Source organism: Rhizobium sp. Root1203 (assembly GCF_001424945.1).
Lineage (GTDB): Bacteria > Pseudomonadota > Alphaproteobacteria > Rhizobiales > Rhizobiaceae > Rhizobium.
In genome coordinates this window covers 1-23,128 of the sequence record NZ_LMCW01000003.1, presented here as the reverse complement: position 1 = coordinate 23,128, position 23,128 = coordinate 1, and the positions used below count along the sequence as shown (strand labels likewise).

Annotated in this window: 21 protein-coding genes, 1 tRNA gene and 3 pseudogenes; 2 read left to right on the top strand and 23 right to left on the bottom strand. The window is 58.8% G+C overall.

Going from position 1 to position 23,128, the window contains the following annotated elements; all coding sequences use genetic code 11:
- Position 1 precedes the first annotated feature (1 nt).
- The 12 genes and pseudogenes from rpsS to rpsL all read right to left on the bottom strand — a co-directional run bounded on the left by rpsS (position 2) and on the right by rpsL (position 8,152).
- The gene (rpsS, locus tag ASC97_RS04505) at positions 2–280 is read right to left on the bottom strand and encodes a 30S ribosomal protein S19 (RefSeq protein ID WP_018900272.1); all 279 of its coding nucleotides are present in this window, start codon (positions 278–280) and stop codon (positions 2–4) included.
- 15 nt (positions 281–295) lie between these two features.
- Positions 296–1,132: a 50S ribosomal protein L2 gene (gene rplB / locus ASC97_RS04500; RefSeq protein WP_057467177.1), complete on the bottom strand. Its 837-nt coding sequence runs from the start codon at positions 1,130–1,132 to the stop codon at positions 296–298.
- 11 nt (positions 1,133–1,143) lie between these two features.
- A complete protein-coding gene (locus tag ASC97_RS04495) occupies positions 1,144–1,437 on the bottom strand; it encodes a 50S ribosomal protein L23 (RefSeq protein WP_037063279.1) in 294 nt (97 codons plus the stop codon).
- Positions 1,434–2,054: a 50S ribosomal protein L4 gene (gene rplD, locus ASC97_RS04490; RefSeq protein WP_037063276.1), complete on the bottom strand. Its 621-nt coding sequence runs from the start codon at positions 2,052–2,054 to the stop codon at positions 1,434–1,436. The genes ASC97_RS04495 and rplD overlap by 4 nt, the downstream gene beginning before the upstream one ends.
- Before the next feature lie 13 nt (positions 2,055–2,067).
- Positions 2,068–2,709, bottom strand: a complete 642-nt coding sequence (gene rplC / locus ASC97_RS04485; protein WP_037063273.1) for a 50S ribosomal protein L3 — start codon at positions 2,707–2,709, stop codon at positions 2,068–2,070.
- Positions 2,710–2,743: 34 nt separating this feature from the next.
- On the bottom strand, positions 2,744–3,052 hold the full coding sequence (gene rpsJ, locus ASC97_RS04480) for a 30S ribosomal protein S10 (RefSeq protein WP_003547547.1): 309 nt from the start codon (positions 3,050–3,052) through the stop codon (positions 2,744–2,746).
- A 312-nt stretch (positions 3,053–3,364) separates the two neighbouring features.
- Positions 3,365–3,452: pseudogene (locus ASC97_RS36165) on the bottom strand (elongation factor Tu); the annotation flags it as partial.
- Between the two features lie 12 nt (positions 3,453–3,464).
- A complete protein-coding gene (tuf, locus tag ASC97_RS04475; protein WP_057467294.1) occupies positions 3,465–4,640 on the bottom strand; it encodes an elongation factor Tu in 1,176 nt (391 codons plus the stop codon).
- Positions 4,641–5,036 (bottom strand): annotated as a pseudogene (locus ASC97_RS35025) (GTP-binding protein); the annotation flags it as partial.
- A 68-nt stretch (positions 5,037–5,104) separates the two neighbouring features.
- A complete protein-coding gene (gene fusA / locus ASC97_RS04470) occupies positions 5,105–7,204 on the bottom strand; it encodes an elongation factor G (protein WP_057467176.1) in 2,100 nt (699 codons plus the stop codon).
- 29 nt (positions 7,205–7,233) lie between these two features.
- The gene (gene rpsG, locus ASC97_RS04465; RefSeq protein WP_037068782.1) at positions 7,234–7,704 is read right to left on the bottom strand and encodes a 30S ribosomal protein S7; all 471 of its coding nucleotides are present in this window, start codon (positions 7,702–7,704) and stop codon (positions 7,234–7,236) included.
- Positions 7,705–7,780: 76 nt separating this feature from the next.
- Complete coding sequence (gene rpsL / locus ASC97_RS04460; protein WP_018902683.1) at positions 7,781–8,152, bottom strand: 30S ribosomal protein S12; 372 nt, start codon at positions 8,150–8,152, stop codon at positions 7,781–7,783.
- Positions 8,153–8,636: 484 nt separating this feature from the next.
- On the opposite strand from rpsL, the gene ASC97_RS04455 reads away from it, so the two are divergent.
- Together ASC97_RS04455 and ASC97_RS04450 are read left to right on the top strand one after the other, a co-directional pair.
- Entirely contained in the window at positions 8,637–8,930 is a 294-nt protein-coding gene (locus ASC97_RS04455) for a hypothetical protein (RefSeq protein WP_057467175.1), read from the top strand.
- Positions 8,931–8,938: 8 nt separating this feature from the next.
- The gene (locus tag ASC97_RS04450) at positions 8,939–9,367 is read left to right on the top strand and encodes an NUDIX hydrolase (protein WP_057467174.1); all 429 of its coding nucleotides are present in this window, start codon (positions 8,939–8,941) and stop codon (positions 9,365–9,367) included.
- Positions 9,368–9,472: 105 nt separating this feature from the next.
- Here the strand turns inward: ASC97_RS04450 and rpoC are convergent, their stop codons facing one another.
- From rpoC to ASC97_RS34425, 11 genes and pseudogenes are all read right to left on the bottom strand, one after another.
- Positions 9,473–13,684 carry a DNA-directed RNA polymerase subunit beta' gene (gene rpoC / locus ASC97_RS04445; RefSeq protein WP_057467173.1) on the bottom strand — a complete coding sequence of 1,404 codons (4,212 nt, stop codon included), beginning with the start codon at positions 13,682–13,684 and terminating at the stop codon, positions 9,473–9,475.
- A 187-nt stretch (positions 13,685–13,871) separates the two neighbouring features.
- Positions 13,872–18,011 carry a DNA-directed RNA polymerase subunit beta gene (gene rpoB / locus ASC97_RS04440; RefSeq protein ID WP_057467172.1) on the bottom strand — a complete coding sequence of 1,380 codons (4,140 nt, stop codon included), beginning with the start codon at positions 18,009–18,011 and terminating at the stop codon, positions 13,872–13,874.
- Positions 18,012–18,270: 259 nt separating this feature from the next.
- Positions 18,271–18,648 (bottom strand): 50S ribosomal protein L7/L12, encoded by a 378-nt coding sequence (gene rplL, locus ASC97_RS04435; RefSeq protein WP_057467171.1) that lies wholly within the window; start codon positions 18,646–18,648, stop codon positions 18,271–18,273.
- 58 nt (positions 18,649–18,706) lie between these two features.
- The gene (gene rplJ, locus ASC97_RS04430) at positions 18,707–19,225 is read right to left on the bottom strand and encodes a 50S ribosomal protein L10 (protein WP_037068786.1); all 519 of its coding nucleotides are present in this window, start codon (positions 19,223–19,225) and stop codon (positions 18,707–18,709) included.
- 329 nt (positions 19,226–19,554) lie between these two features.
- Positions 19,555–20,247, bottom strand: a complete 693-nt coding sequence (gene rplA / locus ASC97_RS04425) for a 50S ribosomal protein L1 (RefSeq protein WP_057467170.1) — start codon at positions 20,245–20,247, stop codon at positions 19,555–19,557.
- Positions 20,248–20,251: 4 nt separating this feature from the next.
- Positions 20,252–20,683 (bottom strand): 50S ribosomal protein L11, encoded by a 432-nt coding sequence (gene rplK / locus ASC97_RS04420; protein ID WP_057467169.1) that lies wholly within the window; start codon positions 20,681–20,683, stop codon positions 20,252–20,254.
- 142 nt (positions 20,684–20,825) lie between these two features.
- On the bottom strand, positions 20,826–21,356 hold the full coding sequence (nusG, locus tag ASC97_RS04415) for a transcription termination/antitermination protein NusG (protein ID WP_037068790.1): 531 nt from the start codon (positions 21,354–21,356) through the stop codon (positions 20,826–20,828).
- A gap of 17 nt (positions 21,357–21,373) precedes the next feature.
- Positions 21,374–21,574 (bottom strand): preprotein translocase subunit SecE, encoded by a 201-nt coding sequence (gene secE / locus ASC97_RS04410; protein ID WP_037068792.1) that lies wholly within the window; start codon positions 21,572–21,574, stop codon positions 21,374–21,376.
- A 187-nt stretch (positions 21,575–21,761) separates the two neighbouring features.
- Positions 21,762–21,837 (bottom strand) — tRNA-Trp (locus ASC97_RS04405).
- A 141-nt stretch (positions 21,838–21,978) separates the two neighbouring features.
- Complete coding sequence (locus ASC97_RS04400) at positions 21,979–22,872, bottom strand: NAD-dependent epimerase/dehydratase family protein (protein WP_057467168.1); 894 nt, start codon at positions 22,870–22,872, stop codon at positions 21,979–21,981.
- Between the two features lie 168 nt (positions 22,873–23,040).
- Positions 23,041–23,128, bottom strand: a pseudogene (locus ASC97_RS34425) (elongation factor Tu); the annotation flags it as partial.

Here is a 23,128-nt window from a genome sequence, read left to right as displayed (position 1 = left end):
GTTACTTCCTCTTTGCCTTCTTGTCCGCACCGTGACCGTAGTAGGTACGGGTCGGAGAGAATTCACCGAATTTATGGCCGACCATGTCTTCATTGACGTTGACCGGAATATGCTTGCTGCCGTTGTAGACGCCGAAGGTGAGACCGACGAACTGCGGCAGGATCGTGGAGCGACGGCTCCAGATCTTGATTACTTCTGCACGTCCGCCTTCACGAACCTTCTCAGCCTTCTTGAGAAGATAGCCGTCAACGAACGGACCTTTCCATACTGAACGAGCCATTGGAGACTTCCTCTCTTACTTCTTACGCTGATGACGCGAGCGCATGATCATCTTGTCGGTCGACTTGTTCGACCGTGTGCGCTTGCCCTTGGTCGGCTTGCCCCACGGAGTAACCGGATGACGGCCACCAGAGGTGCGGCCTTCACCACCGCCGTGCGGATGGTCGACCGGGTTCATGACGACACCGCGGTTATGCGGACGCTTGCCGCGCCAAACGGTACGACCGGCCTTGCCGTCGTTGATGTTGGCGTGGTCAGGGTTGGAGACGGCGCCGATCGAAGCAAGGCAGGAGCCATGGACGAGACGCTGTTCACCGGAGTTCAGGCGAAGGATCGCCATCCCCTGGTCGCGGCCGACGAGCTGCGCGTAGGAACCCGCAGAGCGCGCGATCTGACCACCCTTGCCCGGCTTCATTTCCACGTTGTGGATGATGGAGCCGACCGGGATGAACTGCAGCGGCATCGTGTTGCCGGGCTTTACGTCGACAGCCTTTTCCGAAGCGATGACCTTGTCGCCGGCAGCAAGGCGCTGCGGAGCGATGATATAGGCCTTCTCGCCGTCAGCGTAGCTGATGAGCGCGATGAACGCCGTGCGGTTCGGATCGTATTCGATCCGCTCGACGGTGCCATCGACGTCGAACTTGCGACGCTTGAAGTCGACCAGACGATAGGTACGCTTGTGACCGCCGCCGATGAAGCGGGCGGTGATGCGGCCGAGGTTGTTACGACCACCGCTCTTGGTCAAACCTTCCGTCAGCGCCTTGACCGGCTTGCCCTTGTAGAGCGAGGAACGGTCGACGATGACCAGCTGACGCTGGCTCGGGGTTGTAGGATTGAATGTTTTCAATGCCATCTTTTTATTCCTCAGAGACCGGTGGAGACGTCGATCGTCTGGCCTTCAGCCAAAGTCACGATTGCCTTCTTCACGTCCTTCTGCTTGCCGACAAAACCGCGAAAACGCTTGGTCTTGCCCTTGCGGAGCAGAGTGTTGACGGCCGTGACCTTGACGCCGAAGAGCGCCTCGACTGCAGCCTTGATTTCCGGCTTCGACGCCGTCTTGGCGACATTGAAAACAACCTGGTTGTTTTCGGATACCAGAGTGGACTTTTCGGTGATCGCCGGCGAGACGATCACATCATAGTGGCGAAGATCGGTCACTTGAAACGCTCCTCTAGAGCTTCAACGGCAGCCTTGGAAAGCACGAGCTTGCCGCGGCGCACGATGTCATAAACGTTGATGCCCTGGATCGGCAGAACATCGATGTTCGGGATGTTCTTTGCTGCGAGCTTGAAGTTGCCATCAAGTTCAGCGCCACCGATGAAGAGGGCGTTGGTCAGGCCGAGCGTCTCGAAAACCGATGCCAGTGCCTTCGTCTTTGCTTCAGCAGCGACCAGGTTGTCGATGATGATGACATCATCGGACTTCAGCTTCGCCGAAAGAGCGAGGCGCAGGCCGAGAGCGCGAACCTTCTTGGGAAGGTCGTGTTCGTGGCTGCGAACAACCGGGCCGTGAGCTTTACCACCGCCGCGGAACTGCGGAGCGCGAGCCGAATGGTGACGAGCGCGGCCCGTACCCTTCTGCTTGTACATCTTGGCACCGGTGCGCCATACTTCGGCGCGGCCCTTGGCCTTGTGCGTGCCCTGCTGCTTCTTTGCAAGCTGCCAGCGAATGACGCGGGCAAGAATGTCTTCACGTGGCTCGAGGCCGAAAATCGCGTCAGAAAGAGAAACCTTCCCTGCGTCTTTTCCCTCGAGGGTCTTGACGTTGAATTCCATTGGTCTGGCTCCCTTACTTCGCGGCCGACTTGACGGCGTCGCGCACAATGATCCAGGCACCCTTGGAACCGGGTACTGCACCCTTGATCAGGATCAGACCGCGATCTTCATCGGTCGAAACCACTTCAAGGTTCTGAGTCGTAACGCGCGTCTGGCCCATGTGACCAGCCATCTTCTTGTTCTTGAAAACCTTGCCCGGATCCTGGCGCGAGCCAGTCGAACCGTGCGAGCGGTGCGAAACCGACACACCGTGCGTGGCGCGGAGACCGCCGAAGCCGTGACGCTTCATGGCGCCGGCAAAGCCCTTACCGATCGTCGTGCCGGTGACATCGACGAGCTGTCCGGCGGCGAAGTGGCCAGCCTTGATCTCGGTGCCGACGTCGAGCAGGTTGTCTTCCGTTACACGGAATTCAGCAAGCTTCGCCTTAGGCTCGACGTTGGCAATTGCGAAATTGCCGCGCATTGCCTTCGACGTATTCTTGACCTTTGCCGTGCCAGCACCAAGCTGAACTGCGGCGTAGCCGTTCTTCTCTACTGTGCGCTGGGCTACAACCTGGCAGCCTTCCATACGCAGTACGGTAACCGGAACATGTTCGCCGGCGTCGTTGTAGACGCGGGTCATGCCCACCTTTTGTGCAATCACACCTGAACGCATCGGTTCAATCCTTCCAACTCAGCTCGAGCAGGGCTCAGAGCTTGATCTCAACATCGACACCAGCGGCGAGATCGAGCTTCATCAGCGCGTCTACCGTCTGCGGTGTCGGGTCAACGATGTCGAGAAGGCGCTTGTGGGTGCGCATCTCGAACTGCTCGCGGCTCTTCTTGTCGATGTGTGGGGACCGGTTAACCGTAAACTTCTCGATGCGAGTCGGAAGCGGAACGGGGCCCCGGACGCTAGCTCCGGTGCGCTTCGCCGTCGACACGATCTCGCGCGTCGAAGCGTCGAGAATGCGGTGATCGAACGCCTTCAGGCGAATGCGGATATTTTGGCCGTTCATTCGACGTTATCCTTGTGTTTTGTTATCCCGCGCGCCTTTCGGTTAGGCACGGGCTGTTTTTATTCCTAAGGCGGACCACCGGTTTCAAAGATCGAGAGAGGCGCCGGGTTACGGTGTCCCTATCCAGTCTTCAGGCCTTCCAGCCCACCTTATTGTTTGCTGTAGTCACCCGCATCGATAAACGAAGCAGGGCGCAAATAGCGCTCGCGCGCCATTTGCAACATTTCTCTGTAATAAGCAAGCGGCCAAGACCGCCTGCATCATAATATTGTCATCGAATCGGCCGCTCGGATGGAGCGGCCGTTCCGAAGATTACTCGACGATCGAAGCGACGATGCCGGCGCCGACCGTACGGCCGCCTTCGCGGATCGCGAAGCGCAGCTTTTCTTCCATTGCGATCNCGTTCCGAAGATTACTCGACGATCGAAGCGACGATGCCGGCGCCGACCGTACGGCCGCCTTCGCGGATCGCGAAGCGCAGCTTTTCTTCCATTGCGATCGGAACGATCAGCTCGACGGCAACCGTGACGTTGTCGCCAGGCATGACCATTTCCGTGCCTTCCGGAAGCGAAACGATACCGGTCACGTCCGTCGTACGGAAGTAGAACTGCGGACGGTAGTTCGTGAAGAACGGCGTATGACGGCCGCCTTCTTCCTTCGTCAGGATGTAGGCTTCTGCCATGAACTTCTTGTGCGGCTTGACAGAGCCCGGCTTGCACAGGATCTGGCCACGCTCGACGCCGTCACGGTTCACACCGCGAACCAGAGCGCCGATGTTGTCGCCAGCCTGGCCCTGATCGAGCAGCTTGCGGAACATTTCAACGCCGGTAACCGTCGTCTTCGAGGTCGGGCGAATGCCGACGATCTCGACTTCTTCGCCAACCTTGACAATGCCACGCTCGACGCGGCCGGTCACGACCGTACCACGGCCGGAGATCGAGAACACGTCTTCGATCGGCATCAGGAACGGCTGGTCGATCGGACGCTCAGGCGTCGGGATGTAGGCGTCAACAGCCGCCATCAGCTCGCGGATCGCGTCTTCGCCGATCTTCTTGTCGCTGTCTTCGAGCGCAGCAAGGGCCGAACCCTTGATGACCGGAATGTCGTCGCCCGGGAAGTCGTAGGACGACAGAAGTTCGCGCACTTCGAGCTCGACCAGTTCCAGAAGCTCGGCGTCGTCAACCTGGTCGACCTTGTTCAGGAACACCACGATCGCAGGAACGCCAACCTGGCGAGCCAGCAGGATGTGCTCGCGCGTCTGCGGCATCGGGCCGTCGGCAGCCGAGCAAACCAGRATCGCGCCGTCCATCTGCGCCGCACCGGTGATCATGTTCTTGACGTAGTCGGCGTGGCCGGGGCAGTCAACGTGGGCATAGTGGCGAGCYGGCGTCTCGTATTCGACGTGCGCCGTCGAAATGGTGATGCCGCGAGCCTTTTCTTCCGGAGCAGCGTCGATCTGGTCGTACGCCTTGTAYTCGCCGAAATACTTCGTGATCGCTGCCGTCAGAGACGTCTTGCCGTGGTCAACGTGGCCGATCGTGCCGATGTTAACGTGCGGCTTGTTGCGCTCAAACTTACTCTTTGCCATTTCGTTCAGGAACACCACGATCGCAGGAACGCCAACCTGGCGAGCCAGCAGGATGTGCTCGCGCGTCTGCGGCATCGGGCCGTCGGCAGCCGAGCAAACCAGRATCGCGCCGTCCATCTGCGCCGCACCGGTGATCATGTTCTTGACGTAGTCGGCGTGGCCGGGGCAGTCAACGTGGGCATAGTGGCGAGCYGGCGTCTCGTATTCGACGTGCGCCGTCGAAATGGTGATGCCGCGAGCCTTTTCTTCCGGAGCAGCGTCGATCTGGTCGTACGCCTTGTAYTCGCCGAAATACTTCGTGATCGCTGCCGTCAGAGACGTCTTGCCGTGGTCAACGTGGCCGATCGTGCCGATGTTAACGTGCGGCTTGTTGCGCTCAAACTTACTCTTTGCCATTTCGGCTCTCCATTCTTGCTAGTCCCCGGGGGGAGCTAATTCTTGTTATCGGTCAATTGGTATTCCGGTCACTTCTGACCGGAATACTTTGCCTGGATCTCGGTTGCGACGTTCGACGGAACCGGCGCGTAATGATCGAAAGTCATCGTGTACTGCGCGCGGCCCTGCGACATGGAGCGCAGGTTGTCGACGTACTTGAACATGTTCGCCAGCGGAACGTTCGCGTTGATGACAACAGCGATACCGCGGCTTTCCTGGCCCTGGATCTGGCCACGACGGGAGTTCAAGTCGCCGATGACGTCGCCGACATAATCTTCCGGCGTTACGACTTCGACCTTCATCATCGGCTCGAGGAGCTGAGCGCCGGCCTTCTTGGCTGCTTCACGGAAGCAAGCACGCGAGGCGATTTCGAACGCCAGGACCGACGAGTCGACATCGTGGAAGGCACCGTCGATGAGCGTCGCCTTGACGCCCAGCATCGGGAAGCCAGCCAGCGGACCGGACGACAGAACGCTCTCGATACCCTTCTGGACGCCGGGGATGTATTCCTTGGGAATAGAACCACCAACGATCTTGGATTCGAACTTGAATTCGTCGCCATCCGGGTTCGGCTCGAAGATGATCTTGACGCGAGCGAACTGACCGGTACCACCGGACTGCTTCTTGTGCGTGTAGTCTTCTTCGTGCTGGCGCGTGATCGTTTCGCGATAGGCAACCTGCGGAGCACCGACGGTTGCTTCTACCTTGAACTCACGACGCATGCGGTCGACCAGAATGTCGAGGTGAAGCTCGCCCATGCCCGCGATGATCGTCTGACCAGATTCCTGGTCGGTCTTGACGCGGAAGGACGGGTCTTCTGCTGCCAGGCGGTTGAGCGCGAGGCCCATCTTTTCCTGGTCGCCCTTGGTCTTCGGCTCGATCGCGATCTGGATGACCGGCTCGGGAAATTCCATGCGCTCGAGGATAACCGGCTTCAGCGGATCGCAGAGCGTATCGCCAGTGGTGGTTTCCTTCAGGCCTGCCAGAGCAACGATGTCGCCTGCAAAGGCTTCTTCGATGTCTTCACGCGAGTTGGAGTGCATCTGCAGCATACGGCCGACGCGCTCGCGCTTGTCCTTGACCGTGTTCATGACCGACGTGCCCTTTTCGAGCTTACCGGAGTAGATGCGCGCAAAGGTGAGCGAACCGACGAACGGGTCGTTCATGATCTTGAACGCAAGCATCGACAGCGGCTCTTCATCCGACGGATGACGCTCGATTTCGGCTTCGGTCTTCACGTCGATACCCTTGATGGAAGGAATATCGAGCGGCGAAGGCAGGTAGTCGCAAACGGCGTCGAGCAGAGGCTGAACACCCTTGTTCTTGAAAGCGGTACCGCAGAACATCGGATGGAACTTGACGTCGATCGTGCCGCGGCGAACGAGAGCGCGGATCTTGTCGTTGTCCGGCATGATGCCTTCGAGGTAGGCTTCAGTCGCCGCTTCGTCGATCTCGACAACGGTCTCGATCAGCTTTTCGCGATATTCGGCAGCCTTGGCCTTCATGTCTTCCGGGATTTCAACGACATCCCACTGTGCGCCGAGCGACTCGTCGCGCCAGATGAGTGCGTTCATCTCGATCAGATCGATAACGCCCTTGAACTCGGTTTCTGCGCCGATCGGCAGCTGCATGACGACAGCCGTTGCGCCGAGACGGGTCTTGATCATCTCGACGGAGCGGTAGAAGTCCGCGCCGGTCTTGTCCATCTTGTTGCAGAAGATCATCCGCGGGACATTGTACTTCTCAGCCTGGCGCCAGACGGTTTCCGTCTGCGGCTCAACACCGGCGTTGGCATCGAGAAGAGCGATAGCACCGTCGAGAACGCGCAGCGAACGCTCGACTTCGATCGTGAAGTCGACGTGGCCGGGAGTGTCGATGATGTTGAAGCGGCGCATCTTGCCGTCGCGACCCTTCCAGTAGGTCGTCGTGGCAGCGGAGGTGATCGTGATGCCACGCTCCTGCTCCTGCTCCATCCAGTCCATCGTGGCCGCGCCATCGTGCACTTCGCCGATCTTGTGCGACTTGCCGGTGTAGTAAAGGATACGCTCGGTCGTCGTCGTCTTGCCGGCGTCGATGTGCGCCATGATACCGAAATTACGGTAGTCTTCGATTTTATATTCGCGAGCCATAATGGACTGCCTTTCGATACCGTTCGGAATTACCAGCGATAGTGAGAGAACGCACGGTTGGCATCAGCCATCTTGTGCGTGTCTTCGCGCTTCTTGACGGCGCTACCGCGGTTGTTGGATGCATCGAGAAGCTCGCCGGAAAGGCGATCGACCATGGTCGTTTCGTTACGCTTGCGGGCAGCAGCGATCAGCCAGCGAATAGCGAGAGCCTGACGGCGCTCCGGACGAACATCGACCGGAACCTGGTACGTCGCACCACCAACGCGGCGCGAACGGACTTCAACGTGCGGGGCAATATTATCAAGCGCAGCATGGAACACGATGAGCGGCTCCTGCTTGGACTTGCCCTGTACGGAGTCGAATGCACCGTAAACGATGCTCTCAGCTACGGACTTCTTGCCATCGAGCATGATGGCATTCATGAACTTCGTGACGATCAGATCGCCGAACTTCGGGTCCGGGTTGATCTCGCGCTTTTCTGCTCTGTGACGTCTGGACATGCTTCTCGTCTCTTAATCGTTAAGGCGCTTTATCACGCGGAGGACCTCACGCAGCGCCGGATTTCTAAAACCCGAATTACTTCGGACGCTTCGCGCCGTACTTGGAGCGACGCTGCTTGCGGTTCTTGACACCCTGGGTATCGAGAACGCCGCGGATGATGTGGTAACGGACACCCGGAAGGTCCTTCACGCGGCCGCCACGGATCATGACGACAGAGTGTTCCTGAAGGTTGTGACCTTCGCCAGGAATGTAACCGATGACTTCAAAGCCATTGGTCAGGCGGATCTTCGCGACCTTACGCAGAGCCGAGTTCGGCTTCTTCGGCGTCGTCGTGTAGACGCGGGTGCAAACACCACGCTTCTGCGGGTTTTCCTGCAGAGCAGGAACCTTGTTACGCTTTACGTTCGGCTGGCGCGGCTTGCGGATCAGCTGGTTTACGGTAGGCATTCAACCATCCCTTACGTTTATATCTCAGACCCTTGCGGGCGTAACTCGCGCCGTCTCCGGCAAGATCACACGCTTGTCTCAATGCGCAAAACGTGGCCCGATCCGTTTTCACAGATGGACCACAGAGAGCAGAGGACGCAAAAGAAATGCGTCATGCGTGCAGGCAACATATCTTCAACGTGCGTTTCGAACCTTGTTTGAGGTGATCTCCAGGGCGTGTCGCCCCGGATGGCCATGCCTCACATGGGTTCCGATGGCGCGGGTACTACTGGTTTCCCGTCGTCTCGTCAAGGCTGTTAAGAAATAATCTTCGCGGGAACGCCTTGAAACGCGGCCTTTCGGCCCTCTTTTGAGGCTTTTAGACAAATTCACCGGGAGCTGCCAAGATAAACTTGGGCATTGCGGCGAAAGCGGCTAAGGAATCAAAAAATGCACATGCCGAGCGCCTGAAAACAGATTCAAATCTCGAATCGAAGGACAGAGAATGATTACTAACCCCGACAACGACAACAATACCGAAGGTCCGATGGTCTTCATCATCATCGGCAAAGGGTATGAGTCCGACGCCAGCGATGGTGTCGACCTCCATATCATGCTGAAGGCGGCCGACGACGACAGCGCCGTGCGCGAGGCTCTCAACGCGCTCGCCGAAGAAGGTTTCATCGAAGCCGATCTCGACCAGATCGGCATGCTGACGGAAATCCCGGAGGAGGAGCCACACGCTTCGGCCTATCAGGGCGCCGTCGAAGGCGAAGTCGCGATCATTCGCTTCAGCTGAGTTCACCGATGAAGCCTGATGCGTTGAAGGTGCTCATCTATGCGACCTGGCGCGACTGGCTTCTGGTTTTCGACGAGCCGGATTTCCCTTTGGTGCGGTGGCAGGTTCCGGGCGGGACGGTCGAGATCGGCGAGGACGTGGCACACGCGGCCCGCCGGGAATTCCAAGAGGAAACGGGGCTGACGCTTGCAAGGCCCCTCACCCCGCTTGCGGTCCATGACTATTCCTTTGCAAGGCACGGCAAAGATATCTGCCACAGGCGACACTATTTCCATGTAGCACTTGAGGGCGAGCTGAGGCCCACCTGGGTCCACCGCGAGCTGACGCCGTTCGACGGCGGCGAGCCGATCCTGTTTCGATTCTTCTGGGTCAGTCTTGCGGAGGCGAGAGTGCGGCTTGGCTACGGCATGGCCGACTGCCTGCCACTGATTTTCTAGAGGTCTCGCAGGCCACATAGGCGACCGCCCCTTTCCACATAGCTGGCAAAGAAAAACCGCCCGGATCGCTCCGGGCGGTTTTCAATTTGTGGATCGAGCTGGCGATTACTCGGCAGCTGGAGCGCTTTCGCTGGCGAGGTCCTGGAGCATCGGGGTTGCAACATCTGCACCCGTGCCCTTGCGGCGCTCTTCGAGGATCATCTCGTCGCGCGATGTGGCGATACGGCGGATCTGGGTCATGGTACCACCGGTACCGGCCGGGATCAGACGGCCGACGATGACGTTTTCCTTCAGACCCTGCAGGCCGTCGGTCTTGCCGGCGATCGCAGCTTCCGTCAGCACCTTCGTCGTTTCCTGGAAGGAAGCGGCGGAGATGAAGGACGGCGTCTGCAGCGATGCCTTGGTGATGCCGAGCAGAACCGGATCGCCGTAGGCAGGCTTCTTGCCCTGTTCGATCAGGCCGTCGTTGACGTCTTCGAGCTCGATACGGTCGACATTGTCGCCGACGATATAGGTCGAGTCGCCTGCATCGGTGATCTCCACCTTCTGCAGCATCTGACGGACAATCACTTCGATGTGCTTGTCGTTGATGACAACGCCCTGCAAGCGGTAGACTTCCTGAATTTCATTCACGAGGTAGGAAGCCAGAGCCTCCACGCCCTTGATCGCCAGGATGTCGTGCGGAGCCGGGTTACCGTCGAGGATGTAATCACCCTTTTCGATGTAGTCGCCTTCCTGAAGGTGGAAGGGCTTGCCCTTCGGGATCAGGTATTCGACGGGCTCGACACCGTCTTCCGCCGGCTCGATGATGACGCGACGCTTGTTCTTGTAGTCGCGGCCGAGGCGGATCGTACCATCGATCTCAGCGATGATGGCATGGTCCTTCGGACGACGGGCTTCGAACAGTTCGGCAACACGCGGCAGACCGCCGGTGATGTCCTTGGTCTTGGCGCTTTCCAGCGGCGAACGCGCAAGCACGTCACCCTGGGAAACCTTCTGACCCGGCTCGACCGACAGGATCGCGTCGACCGAGAGCAGGAAGCGTGCATCGGCACCGCGCGGCAGCTTCATGACGTTGCCGCTGGCATCCTTGACCACGATTGCCGGCTTCAAATCCGAACCGCGCGGGGTCGAACGCCAATCGATAACCTGGCGCTTGGTGATACCGGTGGATTCGTCGGTCGCTTCGAGAACCGAAAGACCGTCGATGACATCTTCGAACTGAACGGTACCAGCCACTTCCGTCATCATCGGACGTGTGTACGGGTCCCACTCCGCCAGACGCTGGCCGCGCTTGACCTTGTCGCCTTCGTCGACATGCAGCTTCGAACCGTAGGCGACGCGCTGCGAAGAGCGCTCGACGCCGCGCTCGTCCAGGATCTGGACAGTCATGTTGCGGCCCATGGCGACGAGAACGCCGTCCGAGTTGCGCAGCATGTTGCGGTTCTTGATCTGCACCGTACCTTCGTACGACGCTTCGAGGAACGACTGGTCGACCACGGTTGCCGTACCACCAAGGTGGAACGTACGCATGGTGAGCTGGGTGCCGGGTTCACCGATCGACTGTGCGGCGATGACGCCGACAGCTTCGCCCATGTTGACCGGCGTACCACGAGCAAGGTCGCGGCCGTAGCAGACTGCGCAAACACCAGTCTGGATTTCGCAGGTCAGCGCCGAGCGAATTCGGATGGACTGGATACCAGCCTTCTCGATTTCGACAACGTCAGGCTCGAGGATCATCTTGCCAGCATCGACGATGCGCTCACCGGTGACCGGATGGTCGATATCGTCGAGCGCGGTACGACCGAGGATACGGACACCGATGGAAGCAACGACCTGACCGGCATCGACGATGGCAGTCATGGTAAGGCCGGTATCGGTACCGCAATCGACCGAGTTGACGATGCAATCCTGAGCGACGTCGACGAGACGCCGTGTCAGGTAACCCGAGTTTGCCGTCTTCAGGGCGGTGTCTGCCAGACCCTTACGGGCACCGTGCGTCGAGTTGAAGTACTCGTTGACGGTCAGGCCTTCCTTGAAGTTCGACGTGATCGGCGTTTCGATGATTTCCCCCGACGGCTTGGCCATGAGGCCGCGCATGCCGCCCAACTGACGCATCTGGTTCGGAGAACCACGGGCGCCCGAGTGCGACATCATATAGATGGCGTTCATGGGCTTCTGACGCCCGGTGGTCTTGTCGAATTCGACGGCCTTAATGCGGGCCATCATGTCTTCGGCGACCTTCTCGGTAGCCTTGCCCCAGGCGTCGACGACCTTGTTGTACTTTTCGCCCTGGGTGATCAGGCCGTCATTGTACTGCTGTTCGTATTCCTTCACGAGATTTTCGGTATCACCGACGATCTTCGCCTTGGTTTCCGGAATGACCATGTCGTCCTTGCCGAACGAAATGCCGGCGCGGCAAGCATGACCGAAGCCAAGCTGCATGATGCGGTCGCAGAAAATGACCGTGTCCTTCTGGCCGCAATGGCGATAGACCGCGTCGATCATCTTGGAGATGTTCTTCTTGGTCATTTCCTGGTTGCAGATGTCGAAGGTGACCTTGCCGTTCTTCGGCAGAAGTTCGCCGATGAGCAGACGACCAGGTGTCGTTTCGTAGATCTTCGAGTACGGCTTGCCATCTTCGTCGATCGACTTGAAGCGTCCGCGGATCTTGGTGTGCAGCGTTACGACCTTGGTTTCGAGCGCATGATGCAGTTCGCCGAGATCGGAGAAAGCCATGCCTTCGCCCGGCTCGTTCTGATTCATGATCGAGAGGTAGTAGAGGCCGAGAACCATGTCCTGCGACGGAACGATGATCGGTGCACCGTTTGCGGGGTGCAGGATGTTGTTCGTCGACATCATCAGAACGCGTGCTTCGAGCTGGGCTTCGAGCGACAGCGGCACGTGAACAGCCATCTGGTCGCCGTCAAAGTCGGCGTTGAAGGCCGTGCAGACGAGCGGATGCAGCTGGATGGCCTTGCCTTCGACCAGGGTCGGTTCGAAGGCCTGGATGCCCAGGCGGTGCAGCGTCGGTGCGCGGTTCAGGAGAACCGGATGCTCGCGGATAACCTCGTCGAGGATATCCCAAACTTCCGGCTTTTCCTTTTCAACCAGCTTCTTGGCCTGCTTGACTGTCGAGGAGTAACCCTTGGCATCGAGGCGGGCGTAGATAAACGGCTTGAACAGCTCGAGCGCCATCTTCTTCGGAAGACCGCACTGGTGCAGCTTCAGTTCCGGACCGGTCACGATGACCGAACGACCGGAATAGTCGACGCGCTTGCCGAGCAGGTTCTGACGGAAGCGGCCCTGTTTGCCCTTGAGCATGTCGGACAGCGACTTCAGCGGACGCTTGTTGGCGCCGGTGATGACGCGGCCGCGGCGGCCGTTGTCGAACAGCGCGTCCACAGATTCCTGCAGCATGCGCTTTTCGTTGCGGATGATGATGCCCGGTGCACGAAGCTCGATCAGGCGCTTCAGACGGTTGTTACGGTTGATGACGCGGCGATAGAGATCGTTCAGGTCGGATGTCGCGAAACGGCCGCCGTCGAGCGGAACGAGCGGACGCAGATCCGGCGGAATGACCGGAACGACCTTCATGATCATCCATTCCGGACGGTTGCCCGACTCCATGAAGTTCTCAACGATCTTCAGGCGCTTCATCAGCTTCTTCTGCTTGAGATCCGACGTCGTGTCGGCGAGATCGGAGCGGAGATCGCCCGCGATCTTCTCAAGGTTCATCGACGCCAGCATCTCATAGATTGCTTCGGCACCGATCATGGCGGTGAACTGGTCTTCGCCGTATTCGTCGACTGCCAGCATGTATTCTTCTTCCGAGAGGAGCTGATGCTCCTTGAGGGCGGTCAGGCCCGGCTCGGTGACAATGTAGTTTTCGAAGTAGAGAACGCGCTCAACATCCTTCAGAGTCATGTCGAGCAGCGTCGAGATGCGGCTCGGCAGCGACTTCAGGAACCAGATATGGGCAACCGGAGCGGCGAGCTCGATATGGCCCATACGCTCACGGCGAACGCGCGACAGCGTGACTTCAACGCCGCACTTTTCGCAGATGATGCCCTTGTACTTCATGCGCTTGTACTTGCCGCACAGGCACTCGTAGTCCTTGATCGGTCCAAAGATGCGCGCGCAGAAAAGACCATCGCGTTCAGGCTTGAACGTACGATAGTTGATCGTTTCCGGCTTCTTGATCTCACCATAAGACCAGGAGAGAATCTTCTCCGGAGACGCAATCGAAATCCGGATGGAATCGAAATTCTGCGCAGGCACCTGCGGATTGAAAAGATTCATGACCTCTTGGTTCATGCCTGTCTCCTTCATGGGCTTAGCGCCCTCAAACTGCGATGGTCGGCGGCAATTCCCGGGCGCCGCGCCATAGCAAAAAACGACAATAACCGCAAAATGCGGCGAAATCGTCCCTGCCCGGCCGACACGATACGGGGCCCGAGCGGGAACGGTGTGCGCTGCAGGACAGCGCACACCCTATCTTTGGTTACTCAGCAGCGTCCGGCAGCTGGCCAGCCTGCTGCTCGTCGAGCTTCGAATTCTCGAGTTCGACGGAGAGACCCAGCGAGCGCATTTCCTTGACGAGAACGTTGAAGCTTTCCGGAATACCGGCTTCGAACGTATCGTCGCCCCGGACGATGGCTTCGTAGACCTTGGTGCGGCCGGCGACGTCGTCCGACTTCACCGTCAGCATTTCCTGCAGCGTGTAGGCTGCTCCGTATGCTTCCAGAGCCCAGACTTCCATTTCGCCGAAGCGCTGACCGCCGAACTGCGCCTTGCCGCCCAGCGGCTGCTGGGTAACGAGCGAGTAAGGACCGATCGAACGGGCGTGGATCTTGTCGTCGACCAGGTGGTTCAGCTTCAGCATGTAGATGTAGCCAACCGTGACCTGGCGGTCGAACTGCTCGCCGGTACGGCCGTCGTACAGTGTCGACTGACCGCTTTCCTTGAGACCGGCCAGAGCCAGCATGTCGTTGACGTCACCTTCATGCGCACCGTCGAACACCGGCGTTGCAATCGAGACACCACGCTTCCACTGGTCTGCCAGACGCAGGACAGAGTCGTCGTCGAAGTCCTTGACCTGTTCGGCCTTCGGTCCGTCGCCGACAACGTCGCCGATCGTCTTGCGCAGCGGCTCGATGTTGCCGTTGGCCTTGTAGGCTTCGATCAGTTCACCGATCTGGCGACCCATGCCGGCGCAAGCCCAGCCAAGGTGCGTTTCGAGAATCTGACCGACGTTCATGCGCGAAGGCACGCCCAGCGGGTTCAGAACGACGTCGACGTGGGTACCGTCTTCCAGGAACGGCATGTCTTCGACCGGCACGATACGCGACACGACACCCTTGTTGCCGTGACGGCCGGCCATCTTGTCGCCTGGCTGGATCTTGCGCTTCACAGCGACAAAGACCTTGACCATCTTCATCACGCCCGGAGGCATTTCGTCGCCGCGCTGGACCTTCTCGACCTTATCCATGAAGCGCTGTTCAAGGCGCGACTTGGATTCGTCGTACTGGCCACGCAGGGCTTCGAGCTCGCTCTGGACCTTCTCGTCTTCGACGGCGAACATCCACCACTGCGAGCGGGGATATTCGGAAACGACGGCGTTCGCCAGCTCGGTGCCCTTCTTGAAGCCCTTCGGGCCAGCGATGGCGACCTGGCCGCGCAGCATGTCGACCAGACGACCGTAAACGTTACGGTCGAGGATCGCCTGCTCGTCGTCGCGGTCCTTTGCAAGACGCTCGATTTCTTCGCGCTCGATAGCCATCGCGCGCTCGTCCTTTTCAACGCCGTGGCGGTTGAAGACGCGCACTTCGACGATCGTTCCATAGGTGCCCGGAGGCATACGCATGGACGTGTCGCGGACGTCGGACGCCTTCTCACCGAAGATGGCGCGCAGAAGCTTTTCTTCCGGCGTCATCGGGCTTTCGCCCTTCGGCGTGATCTTGCCGACGAGGATATCGCCCGGCTGAACTTCGGCGCCGATGTAGACGATGCCGGCTTCGTCGAGATTCTTCAGCGCTTCTTCCGAAACGTTCGGAATGTCGCGCGTGATTTCTTCCGGACCAAGCTTGGTGTCACGGGCCATCACTTCGAATTCTTCGATGTGAATGGAGGTGAACACGTCGTCAGCAACGATGCGCTCGGAGAGCAGGATCGAGTCTTCGTAGTTGTAGCCGTTCCACGGCATGAACGCGACGAGCGCATTGCGGCCGAGGGCGAGATCGCCCAGGTCCGTCGACGGACCGTCGGCGAGGATGTCACCCCGGTTGACTTCGTCACCGACGGTGACCAGCGGACGCTGGTTGACGCAGGTGTTCTGGTTCGAGCGCTGGAACTTCTGCAGGCGGTAGATATCGACGCCCGACTTGCCGGCTTCGAGGTCTTCCGTCGCACGGATAACGATACGCGTCGCGTCGACCTGGTCGACCACGCCGCCGCGGCGGGCGCCGATGGCAGCACCGGAGTCGCGAGCAACGACCGGCTCCATGCCGGTGCCCACGAACGGCGCTTCTGCGCGCAGCAGAGGCACAGCCTGACGCTGCATGTTCGAGCCCATGAGAGCGCGGTTGGCGTCGTCGTTTTCCAGGAACGGGATGAGAGCGGCAGCCACCGAAACGACCTGCTTCGGCGAGACGTCCATCAGGTTCATGCTGTCGCGAGGGGCGAGCATAACTTCGCCGGCGTGACGGCAGACAACGAATTCATCGACGAAGGAACCTTCCTTGTCGAGTTCGGCGTTGGCCTGTGCGACGTAGTACTTCGCTTCTTCCATTGCGGAGAGGTAAAGAACGTCGCTCGTCACCTTGCCGTCGACGATGCGGCGGTACGGGCTTTCGATGAAGCCGTACTTGTTGACACGTGCGAAGGTCGCGAGGCTGTTGATCAGACCGATGTTCGGGCCTTCCGGCGTCTCGATCGGGCAAATGCGGCCGTAGTGGGTCGGATGAACGTCGCGCACTTCGAAGCCGGCGCGCTCGCGGGTCAGACCACCCGGGCCAAGTGCCGAAAGGCGGCGCTTGTGGGTGATTTCCGAGAGCGGGTTGACCTGGTCCATGAACTGCGAGAGCTGCGAGGAGCCGAAGAATTCGCGAACGGCAGCAGCTGCCGGCTTCGCGTTGATCAGGTCCTGCGGCATGACTGTATCGATTTCGATCGAGGACATACGTTCCTTGATCGCGCGCTCCATGCGGAGCAGCCCGAGACGGTACTGGTTTTCCATCAATTCGCCGACCGAGCGAACACGGCGGTTGCCGAGGTTGTCGATGTCGTCGATCTCGCCCTTGCCGTCGCGCAGTTCGACCAGCATCTTGACCACGGCCAGGATGTCGTCCTTGCGCAGGATGCGGACGGTGTCTTCGACGTCGAGGTCGAGACGCATGTTCATCTTCACGCGGCCAACGGCGGAGAGGTCGTAGCGCTCCGCATCGAAGAACAGCGAGTTGAACATGGCTTCGGCCGATTCCATGGTCGGCGGCTCACCCGGACGCATGACGCGGTAGATGTCGAACAGAGCGTCCTGGCGATTCTCGTTCTTGTCTGCGTTCAACGTGTTGCGGATGTAGGCACCCACGTTGATATGGTCGATACCGAGGACCGGGATCTCGTCAAAGCCATTGGCGAGGATGATCGGCAGGGTCTTCTCGTCGATTTCGTCGCCGGCCTCGAGGTAGATTTCACCCGTCGAGTAGTTGACGATGTCTTCGGCAAGGAAGTTGCCGTACAGATCTTCGTCGGTCGCCTTCAGGGCCTTGAGGCCCTTGTCGGACAGCGTGCGAAGCAGACGCGGGGTCAGCTTCTTGCCGCCTTCGACAACGACTTCGCCGGTGTCGGCGTCGACCATGTCGGTGATCGTCTTGGCGCCCTTCAGGGTTTCCGGCGTGAACGGAATACGCCAGCCCTTGCCGTCGCGGGCATAGTTCGACTTCGTATAGAACGTCGACAGGATTTCTTCGCCATCCATGCCGAGCGCCATCAGCAGCGACGTCACCGGCAACTTGCGGCGGCGGTCGATACGGGCGTAGACGATGTCCTTGGCGTCGAACTCGATGTCGAGCCACGAACCGCGGTAAGGAATGACGCGCGCAGCGAAGAGCAGCTTGCCGGACGAATGGCTCTTGCCCTTGTCGTGGTCAAAGAAGACGCCCGGCGAACGGTGCATCTGGGACACGATAACGCGCTCGGTGCCGTTCACGATGAACGTGCCGTTGTTCGTCATGAGCGGCATGTCGCCCATGTAAACGCTCTGTTCCTTGATGTCCTTGATGGACTTCGCGCCGGTATCCTCGTCGATATCGAACACGATGAGACGGAGAGTAACCTTCAGCGGCGCGGCGTAGGTGAGGTCGCGCTGGCGGCATTCGTCGACGTCGAACTTCGGCGGTTCGAACTCATAGGACACGAATTCCAGCATCGACGCGCCGGAGAAATCCGTGATCGGGAAAACGGACTTGAAGACGGCCTGAAGGCCCTCATCAGGGCGACCGCCCTTGGGCTCTTCAACCATCAGGAATTGATCGTACGATGCCTTCTGAACCTCGATGAGGTTCGGCATCTCTGCTACTTCTGGAATCTTACCGAAAAACTTGCGTACGCGCCTACGACCGTTGAACGAAAGGGTCTGAGCCATCGTCGCTCCTTCAAAAATTGCATCCGGGCCTGCAACGGACGGGAACCGATGGCCAGTCGACCCCGTCAATCAATGAGTAGTTCAATCTCGTCTCACTTCCCGAAACTGCGAGGCCGGAGTGCCTACACATTTCGGTTCGAGACCATCCTCTTGAAGAACCCATTACCCAAAAGCCGGTTTCACTTGGCTTTTGGGTAATTCGTTCCAGAAAACGGCAAATGGGAGGCGGGGAAATCCGCCTCCCAAATGCAGTTCAAGATTACTTAACGTCGGCCTTTGCGCCGGCGTCTTCAAGCTTCTTCTTGATGTCGGCAGCTTCAGCCTTGGAAACAGCTTCCTTGACAGCCTTCGGAGCGCCTTCGACGAGGTCCTTGGCTTCCTTGAGGCCGAGGCCGGTGATAGCGCGGACTTCCTTGATGACGTTGATCTTGTTGGCGCCAGCGTCAACCAGGATAACGTCGAACTCGGTCTTTTCTTCTTCGACGACAGCAGCAGCGCCACCGCCAGCAGCGGCAGCAACAGCTACCGGAGCAGCAGCGGAAACGCCCCACTTTTCTTCAAGAAGCTTCGACAGTTCTGCGGCTTCCAGAACGGTCAGCGTGGAGAGGTCGTCTACGATCTTTGCGAGATCAGCCATTGTATCAGTTCCTTTTGTTCGGTTCGAACCGGTTTTCTATAAACAGCGAAAAACCGCCTTACGCGGCTTCGTCCTTCTTGGCATAAGCCGAGAACACGCGAGCAAGCTGGCTTGCCGGTGCTGCAACAACGCTTGCGATGCGGGTAGCCGGAGTCTGGATCATGCCCAGCAGCTTCGCACGCAGTTCGTCCAACGACGGCAGGGTCGCAAGCGACTTGACTGCATCGGCATTGAGCGTGGTTGTTCCCATGGCACCGCCCAGTACAACGATCTTGTCGTTGCCCTTGGCGAAATCCACGACGACTTTCGGAGCGGTGATCGGATCGACGCTGTATGCAATCAGCGTCTGACCGGTGAAGAGATTGGAAATCCCTTCCGCTTCCGTACCCTGAAGGGCGATCTTGGCCAGGCGGTTCTTCGCGACTTTGACGGTGCCGCCAGCAGCGCGCATCTTCGAACGGAAGTCGTTCATCTGTGCGACTGTAGCACCAGCATAGTGGGCCACGACAACCGAGCCCGAAGCCTTAAAGACTTCGTTCAGTTCCGTGACGAATTCGCGTTTTTCCGCTCTTTCCACTGCCTATCTCCAGTTGGCGGGACCGTGAAACGGACCCACCGGGTTGCCTTTGCCTCCTGGGATCAGAATAGATCCCAAGCGACGCTTGAGGATCCTGTCCCCTCGCGCTCCGCGCCAGAAAGGCTAAGAGGCACAAGGCATCCAAGGCTCGAACCAAATCGATCGAAGCGTAGCTTCATGCAATTCGGGTCTTACCCGTCTCATGCAGGCTGAGTGATTAAGGGATAACCACCTGCAATCTCGGACAGGATTCCGGATTTCTCCGGAATATTCCGGCCCCTTGCGAGGCCGGAATTCTTTGAACCGGACCGAAGCCCGGAAAAACTTGCTTAGGCGGCCGAAACGGACGACGGGTCGATCTTGACGCCCGGGCCCATGGTCGAAGAGATCGCTACGCGCTTGACGTAGTTGCCCTTTGCGCCAGCCGGCTTCGCCTTGATGACAGCGTCGGCGAAAGCCTTGATGTTTTCTTCAAGAGCCTTGGCGTCGAACGAAGCCTTGCCGATGCCGGCGTGGACGATACCAGCCTTCTCGACGCGGAACTCGACAGCGCCGCCCTTGGAAGCCTTTACAGCTCCAGCGACGTCCATCGTGACGGTTCCGACCTTCGGGTTCGGCATCATGCCACGCGGGCCGAGAACCTTACCGAGGCGACCGACGAGCGGCATCATGTCAGGGGTCGCGATGCAGCGATCGAAGTCGATCTTGCCGCCCTGAACAATTTCGACCAGCTCTTCAGCGCCGACGATGTCAGCACCGGCAGCCTTGGCTTCATCGGCCTTGGCGCCACGAGCGAAGACAGCAACGCGAACGTCGCGGCCCGTGCCGTTCGGCAGGTTGACCACGCCGCGGACCATCTGGTCTGCGTGACGCGGGTCGACGCCGAGGTTCATTGCAACTTCGATGGTCTCATCGAACTTGGCGACAGCCCGTTCCTTGACCATGCCGATAGCAAGGTTCAGATCGTAGAGCTTTGTGGGATCAACACCTTCGTTGATCTTCTTGGTGCGCTTGCCAGCCATGGTCTTAACCTACCACTTCCAGGCCCATGGCGCGGGCAGAGCCCTCAATCATCGCCATTGCACCTTCGATGTTCGCTGCGTTCAGATCCTTCATCTTGGCTTCTGCGATGGCCTTGACCTGAGCCTTGGTCAGTTTGCCAACAGCAGCACCCTTGCCCGGCGTCTTGGAGCCGGACTGGATCTTGGCTTCCTTCTTGATGAAGTAGCTGACCGGCGGCTGCTTCATGATGAAGGTGAAAGACTTGTCCTGGTAATAGGTGATGACGACCGGAATCGGCATACCCTTTTCCAATTCCTGCGTAGCGGCGTTGAACGCCTTGCAGAATTCCATAATATTAACGCCACGCTGACCAAGCGCCGGACCAATCGGCGGGGACGGGTTTGCCGATCCTGCCTTGACCTGGAGCTTGAGCTGGCCTGCAACTTTCTTAGCCATATCTCTCTGCCTTTCATTGATGACCGGTTGCCCGGCCAGTGATGCCGGATTTCTCCGGCGGCTGCGGTTGCGTGGTGCGGCACCAGGGTCCGGCTAAAGACCCCTCGCCTTCCACGCGGTTCGCGGCTTACGCCGCGGCCGATCAGACCTTTTCGACCTGAGCGTATTCCAGTTCGACCGGCGTAGCGCGGCCAAAGATCGACACTTCCACCTTCAGGCGCGAACGCTCTTCGTCCACATCCTGAACCGTGCCGTTGAACGAAGCGAACGGACCATCCGAAACGCGAACCTGCTCGCCGATCTCGAAAGTGACAGAAGACTTCGGACGCTCGACACCCTCCTGGACCTGACCCAGGATGCGCTCCGCTTCGTAGTCAGGAATCGGAACAGGCTTATTGTCGGAACCGAGGAAGCCGGTCACTTTCGGCGTATTCTTGATCAGGTGGTAAGCTTCATCCGTCAGGTTGGCTCTAACGAGAACGTAGCCCGGAAAGAACTTGCGCTCGGAATCGACCTTGCGGCCGCGACGCACCTCAACCACCTTTTCAGTTGGGACGAGAATCTTTTCAAAAAGATGCTGCAGCCCCTTCTGCTTGGCCTTCTCCTCGATGGATTCAGCCACCTTCTTCTCAAAATTCGAATACGCGTGGACGATATACCAACGTGCCGCCATCTTATATCTCCACCCGTTCAGTTGCCGACGTTGAGCACGAAGCCCAGAAGCCAGCCGATAAGCTGGTCAGCAGCAAAGAAGAACAGCGCGGCAAAAACCACCATGACAAGCACCATGACCGTCGAGATCATCGTCTCGCGGCGCGACGGCCAAGTAACTTTCGACGTCTCCGTGCGGACCTGCTGGAGAAACGTAAACGGATTAGATTTGGATGCCATCGACTGCCCACGCAATTACGGCGCGTAAAGCTGAACATATCAGCCCCACGCACCGCGTGTCTGTTGAACCCTACATAAACACCGATTCCCGAATATACAAGAGGGAAACCGAAGCTTAACGAAATTAGCCATAGTCGCCGCCCCGAATGGAACGCAGCGGAAAACCGCGCTGTCCGTTCAAGGAAGATGGCAGGGGCAGTAAGGCTCGAACTTACGACCTGCGGTTTTGGAGACCGCCGCTCTACCAACTGAGCTATACCCCTTCGCGCTCTGCACTCCGCCCCGTTGACCCGAAAGCCCCCGAAGCACGACTGCAAGCATGAGGCTCCTTTAAGGCGGCGGCGCAGGATTGGCAAGTGCGTTTTTCGATTTTTCCAGTTCCGTATCTCGCCGCCATGCACCAATCAGGCGTTTACATATTTACGCCAGTCGTGCTCCTCCCTGAAACCCAGCACTTCCCGGATTTTCCGGTTGGAAAGCAGGCTCTCATACTCGCCGATATCGCGCCTGAACGGCACGTTTGGAAAGAATCGGCGGGCAAGTTCCCGTGATGGCGTGTTTGCCGAAACCGTATCGTTTGCGGCATTGAAGACCTGAAAGCCCAAGCCATCCTTCTCGATGCAGAGGTGGCAGATCTGCCCGAGGTCCCGGGCATCTATATAGCTCCAGGCGATTCGCTTTCTCATTTCCGGATTGGCGAAGTAGGTCGGGAATTTGTCGTACTCGTGCGGCTCGATGACATTTCCGATTCGCAACGCATAGATGTCGAAACCCGAGCGCTCCGCGAACGCCCGCGCGGTCTTCTCGTTGACCACCTTCGACAGGCCGTAGGAGTCCATCGGATTGACGTCGTAATCTTCTTCCAACGGAAACTGATGGAAGTCCCGATGCCCTTCGGCAAAGCAGACGCCATAGGTCGTCTCGCTGGAGGCCACGACGATTTTCCTGATGCCGAGCTTTACCGCCGCCTCGATCACGTTGTACGTGCCCATCGCGTTGATCCGGAACGTCTCGTTGTCAGGTTTGATCAGTATCCGCGGAATAGCGGCGAAATGGACCACCGCATCATAGGGTTGAACGCCCCTGCCCGCCTCGAGATCCGGAAAGTCCCGGTGCATTGAAAGCGCATTGAAGACCTGTCCGCTGTCGGTGATGTCGACGATCAGGTTGGTGACACCTGGGCTATCGAGCGGCACGAGATCGACGTTGTGGACTTCGTAGCCGGCGTTGACCAGCCAAGGCACGGCATGCCGCCCAGCCTTGCCCGAGCCGCCAGTGAAGAGTACGCGCTTTTTCATGATATCCTCCGCCTTACGAGATCGCGGGGATAGATATAGGCTTTGCCGGCAAGCGCAAGGGAGCGCGAAGCCGCATCGTCGTTGCCGACCCCCAGCTGGCCAGTGCCGCAAAGCGAAAGGCCCTGGCGTTTCCGCCAGGGCCTTTCTCAATTCTCGATGTTCCGAAGATTACTCGACGATCGAAGCGACGATGCCGGCGCCGACCGTACGGCCGCCTTCGCGGATCGCGAAGCGCAGCTTTTCTTCCATTGCGATC

Excerpts from the sequence above, each read along its gene's own strand:
- rpsS (WP_018900272.1), bottom strand. The coding sequence starts at position 280 with ATGGCTCGTTCAGTATGGAAAGGTCCGTTCGTTGACGGCTATCTTCTC.
- rplB (WP_057467177.1), bottom strand. The coding sequence starts at position 1,132 with ATGGCATTGAAAACATTCAATCCTACAACCCCGAGCCAGCGTCAGCTG.
- rplD (WP_037063276.1), bottom strand. The coding sequence starts at position 2,054 with ATGGAATTCAACGTCAAGACCCTCGAGGGAAAAGACGCAGGGAAGGTT.
- rplC (WP_037063273.1), bottom strand. The coding sequence starts at position 2,709 with ATGCGTTCAGGTGTGATTGCACAAAAGGTGGGCATGACCCGCGTCTAC.
- rpsJ (WP_003547547.1), bottom strand. The coding sequence starts at position 3,052 with ATGAACGGCCAAAATATCCGCATTCGCCTGAAGGCGTTCGATCACCGC.
- fusA (WP_057467176.1), bottom strand. The coding sequence starts at position 7,204 with ATGGCTCGCGAATATAAAATCGAAGACTACCGTAATTTCGGTATCATG.
- rpsG (WP_037068782.1), bottom strand. The coding sequence starts at position 7,704 with ATGTCCAGACGTCACAGAGCAGAAAAGCGCGAGATCAACCCGGACCCG.
- rpsL (WP_018902683.1), bottom strand. The coding sequence starts at position 8,152 with ATGCCTACCGTAAACCAGCTGATCCGCAAGCCGCGCCAGCCGAACGTA.
- ASC97_RS04455 (WP_057467175.1), top strand. The coding sequence starts at position 8,637 with ATGATTACTAACCCCGACAACGACAACAATACCGAAGGTCCGATGGTC.
- ASC97_RS04450 (WP_057467174.1), top strand. The coding sequence starts at position 8,939 with ATGAAGCCTGATGCGTTGAAGGTGCTCATCTATGCGACCTGGCGCGAC.
- rpoC (WP_057467173.1), bottom strand. The coding sequence starts at position 13,684 with ATGAACCAAGAGGTCATGAATCTTTTCAATCCGCAGGTGCCTGCGCAG.
- rpoB (WP_057467172.1), bottom strand. The coding sequence starts at position 18,011 with ATGGCTCAGACCCTTTCGTTCAACGGTCGTAGGCGCGTACGCAAGTTT.
- rplL (WP_057467171.1), bottom strand. The coding sequence starts at position 18,648 with ATGGCTGATCTCGCAAAGATCGTAGACGACCTCTCCACGCTGACCGTT.
- rplA (WP_057467170.1), bottom strand. The coding sequence starts at position 20,247 with ATGGCTGGCAAGCGCACCAAGAAGATCAACGAAGGTGTTGATCCCACA.
- rplK (WP_057467169.1), bottom strand. The coding sequence starts at position 20,683 with ATGGCTAAGAAAGTTGCAGGCCAGCTCAAGCTCCAGGTCAAGGCAGGA.
- nusG (WP_037068790.1), bottom strand. The coding sequence starts at position 21,356 with ATGGCGGCACGTTGGTATATCGTCCACGCGTATTCGAATTTTGAGAAG.
- secE (WP_037068792.1), bottom strand. The coding sequence starts at position 21,574 with ATGGCATCCAAATCTAATCCGTTTACGTTTCTCCAGCAGGTCCGCACG.
- ASC97_RS04400 (WP_057467168.1), bottom strand. The coding sequence starts at position 22,872 with ATGAAAAAGCGCGTACTCTTCACTGGCGGCTCGGGCAAGGCTGGGCGG.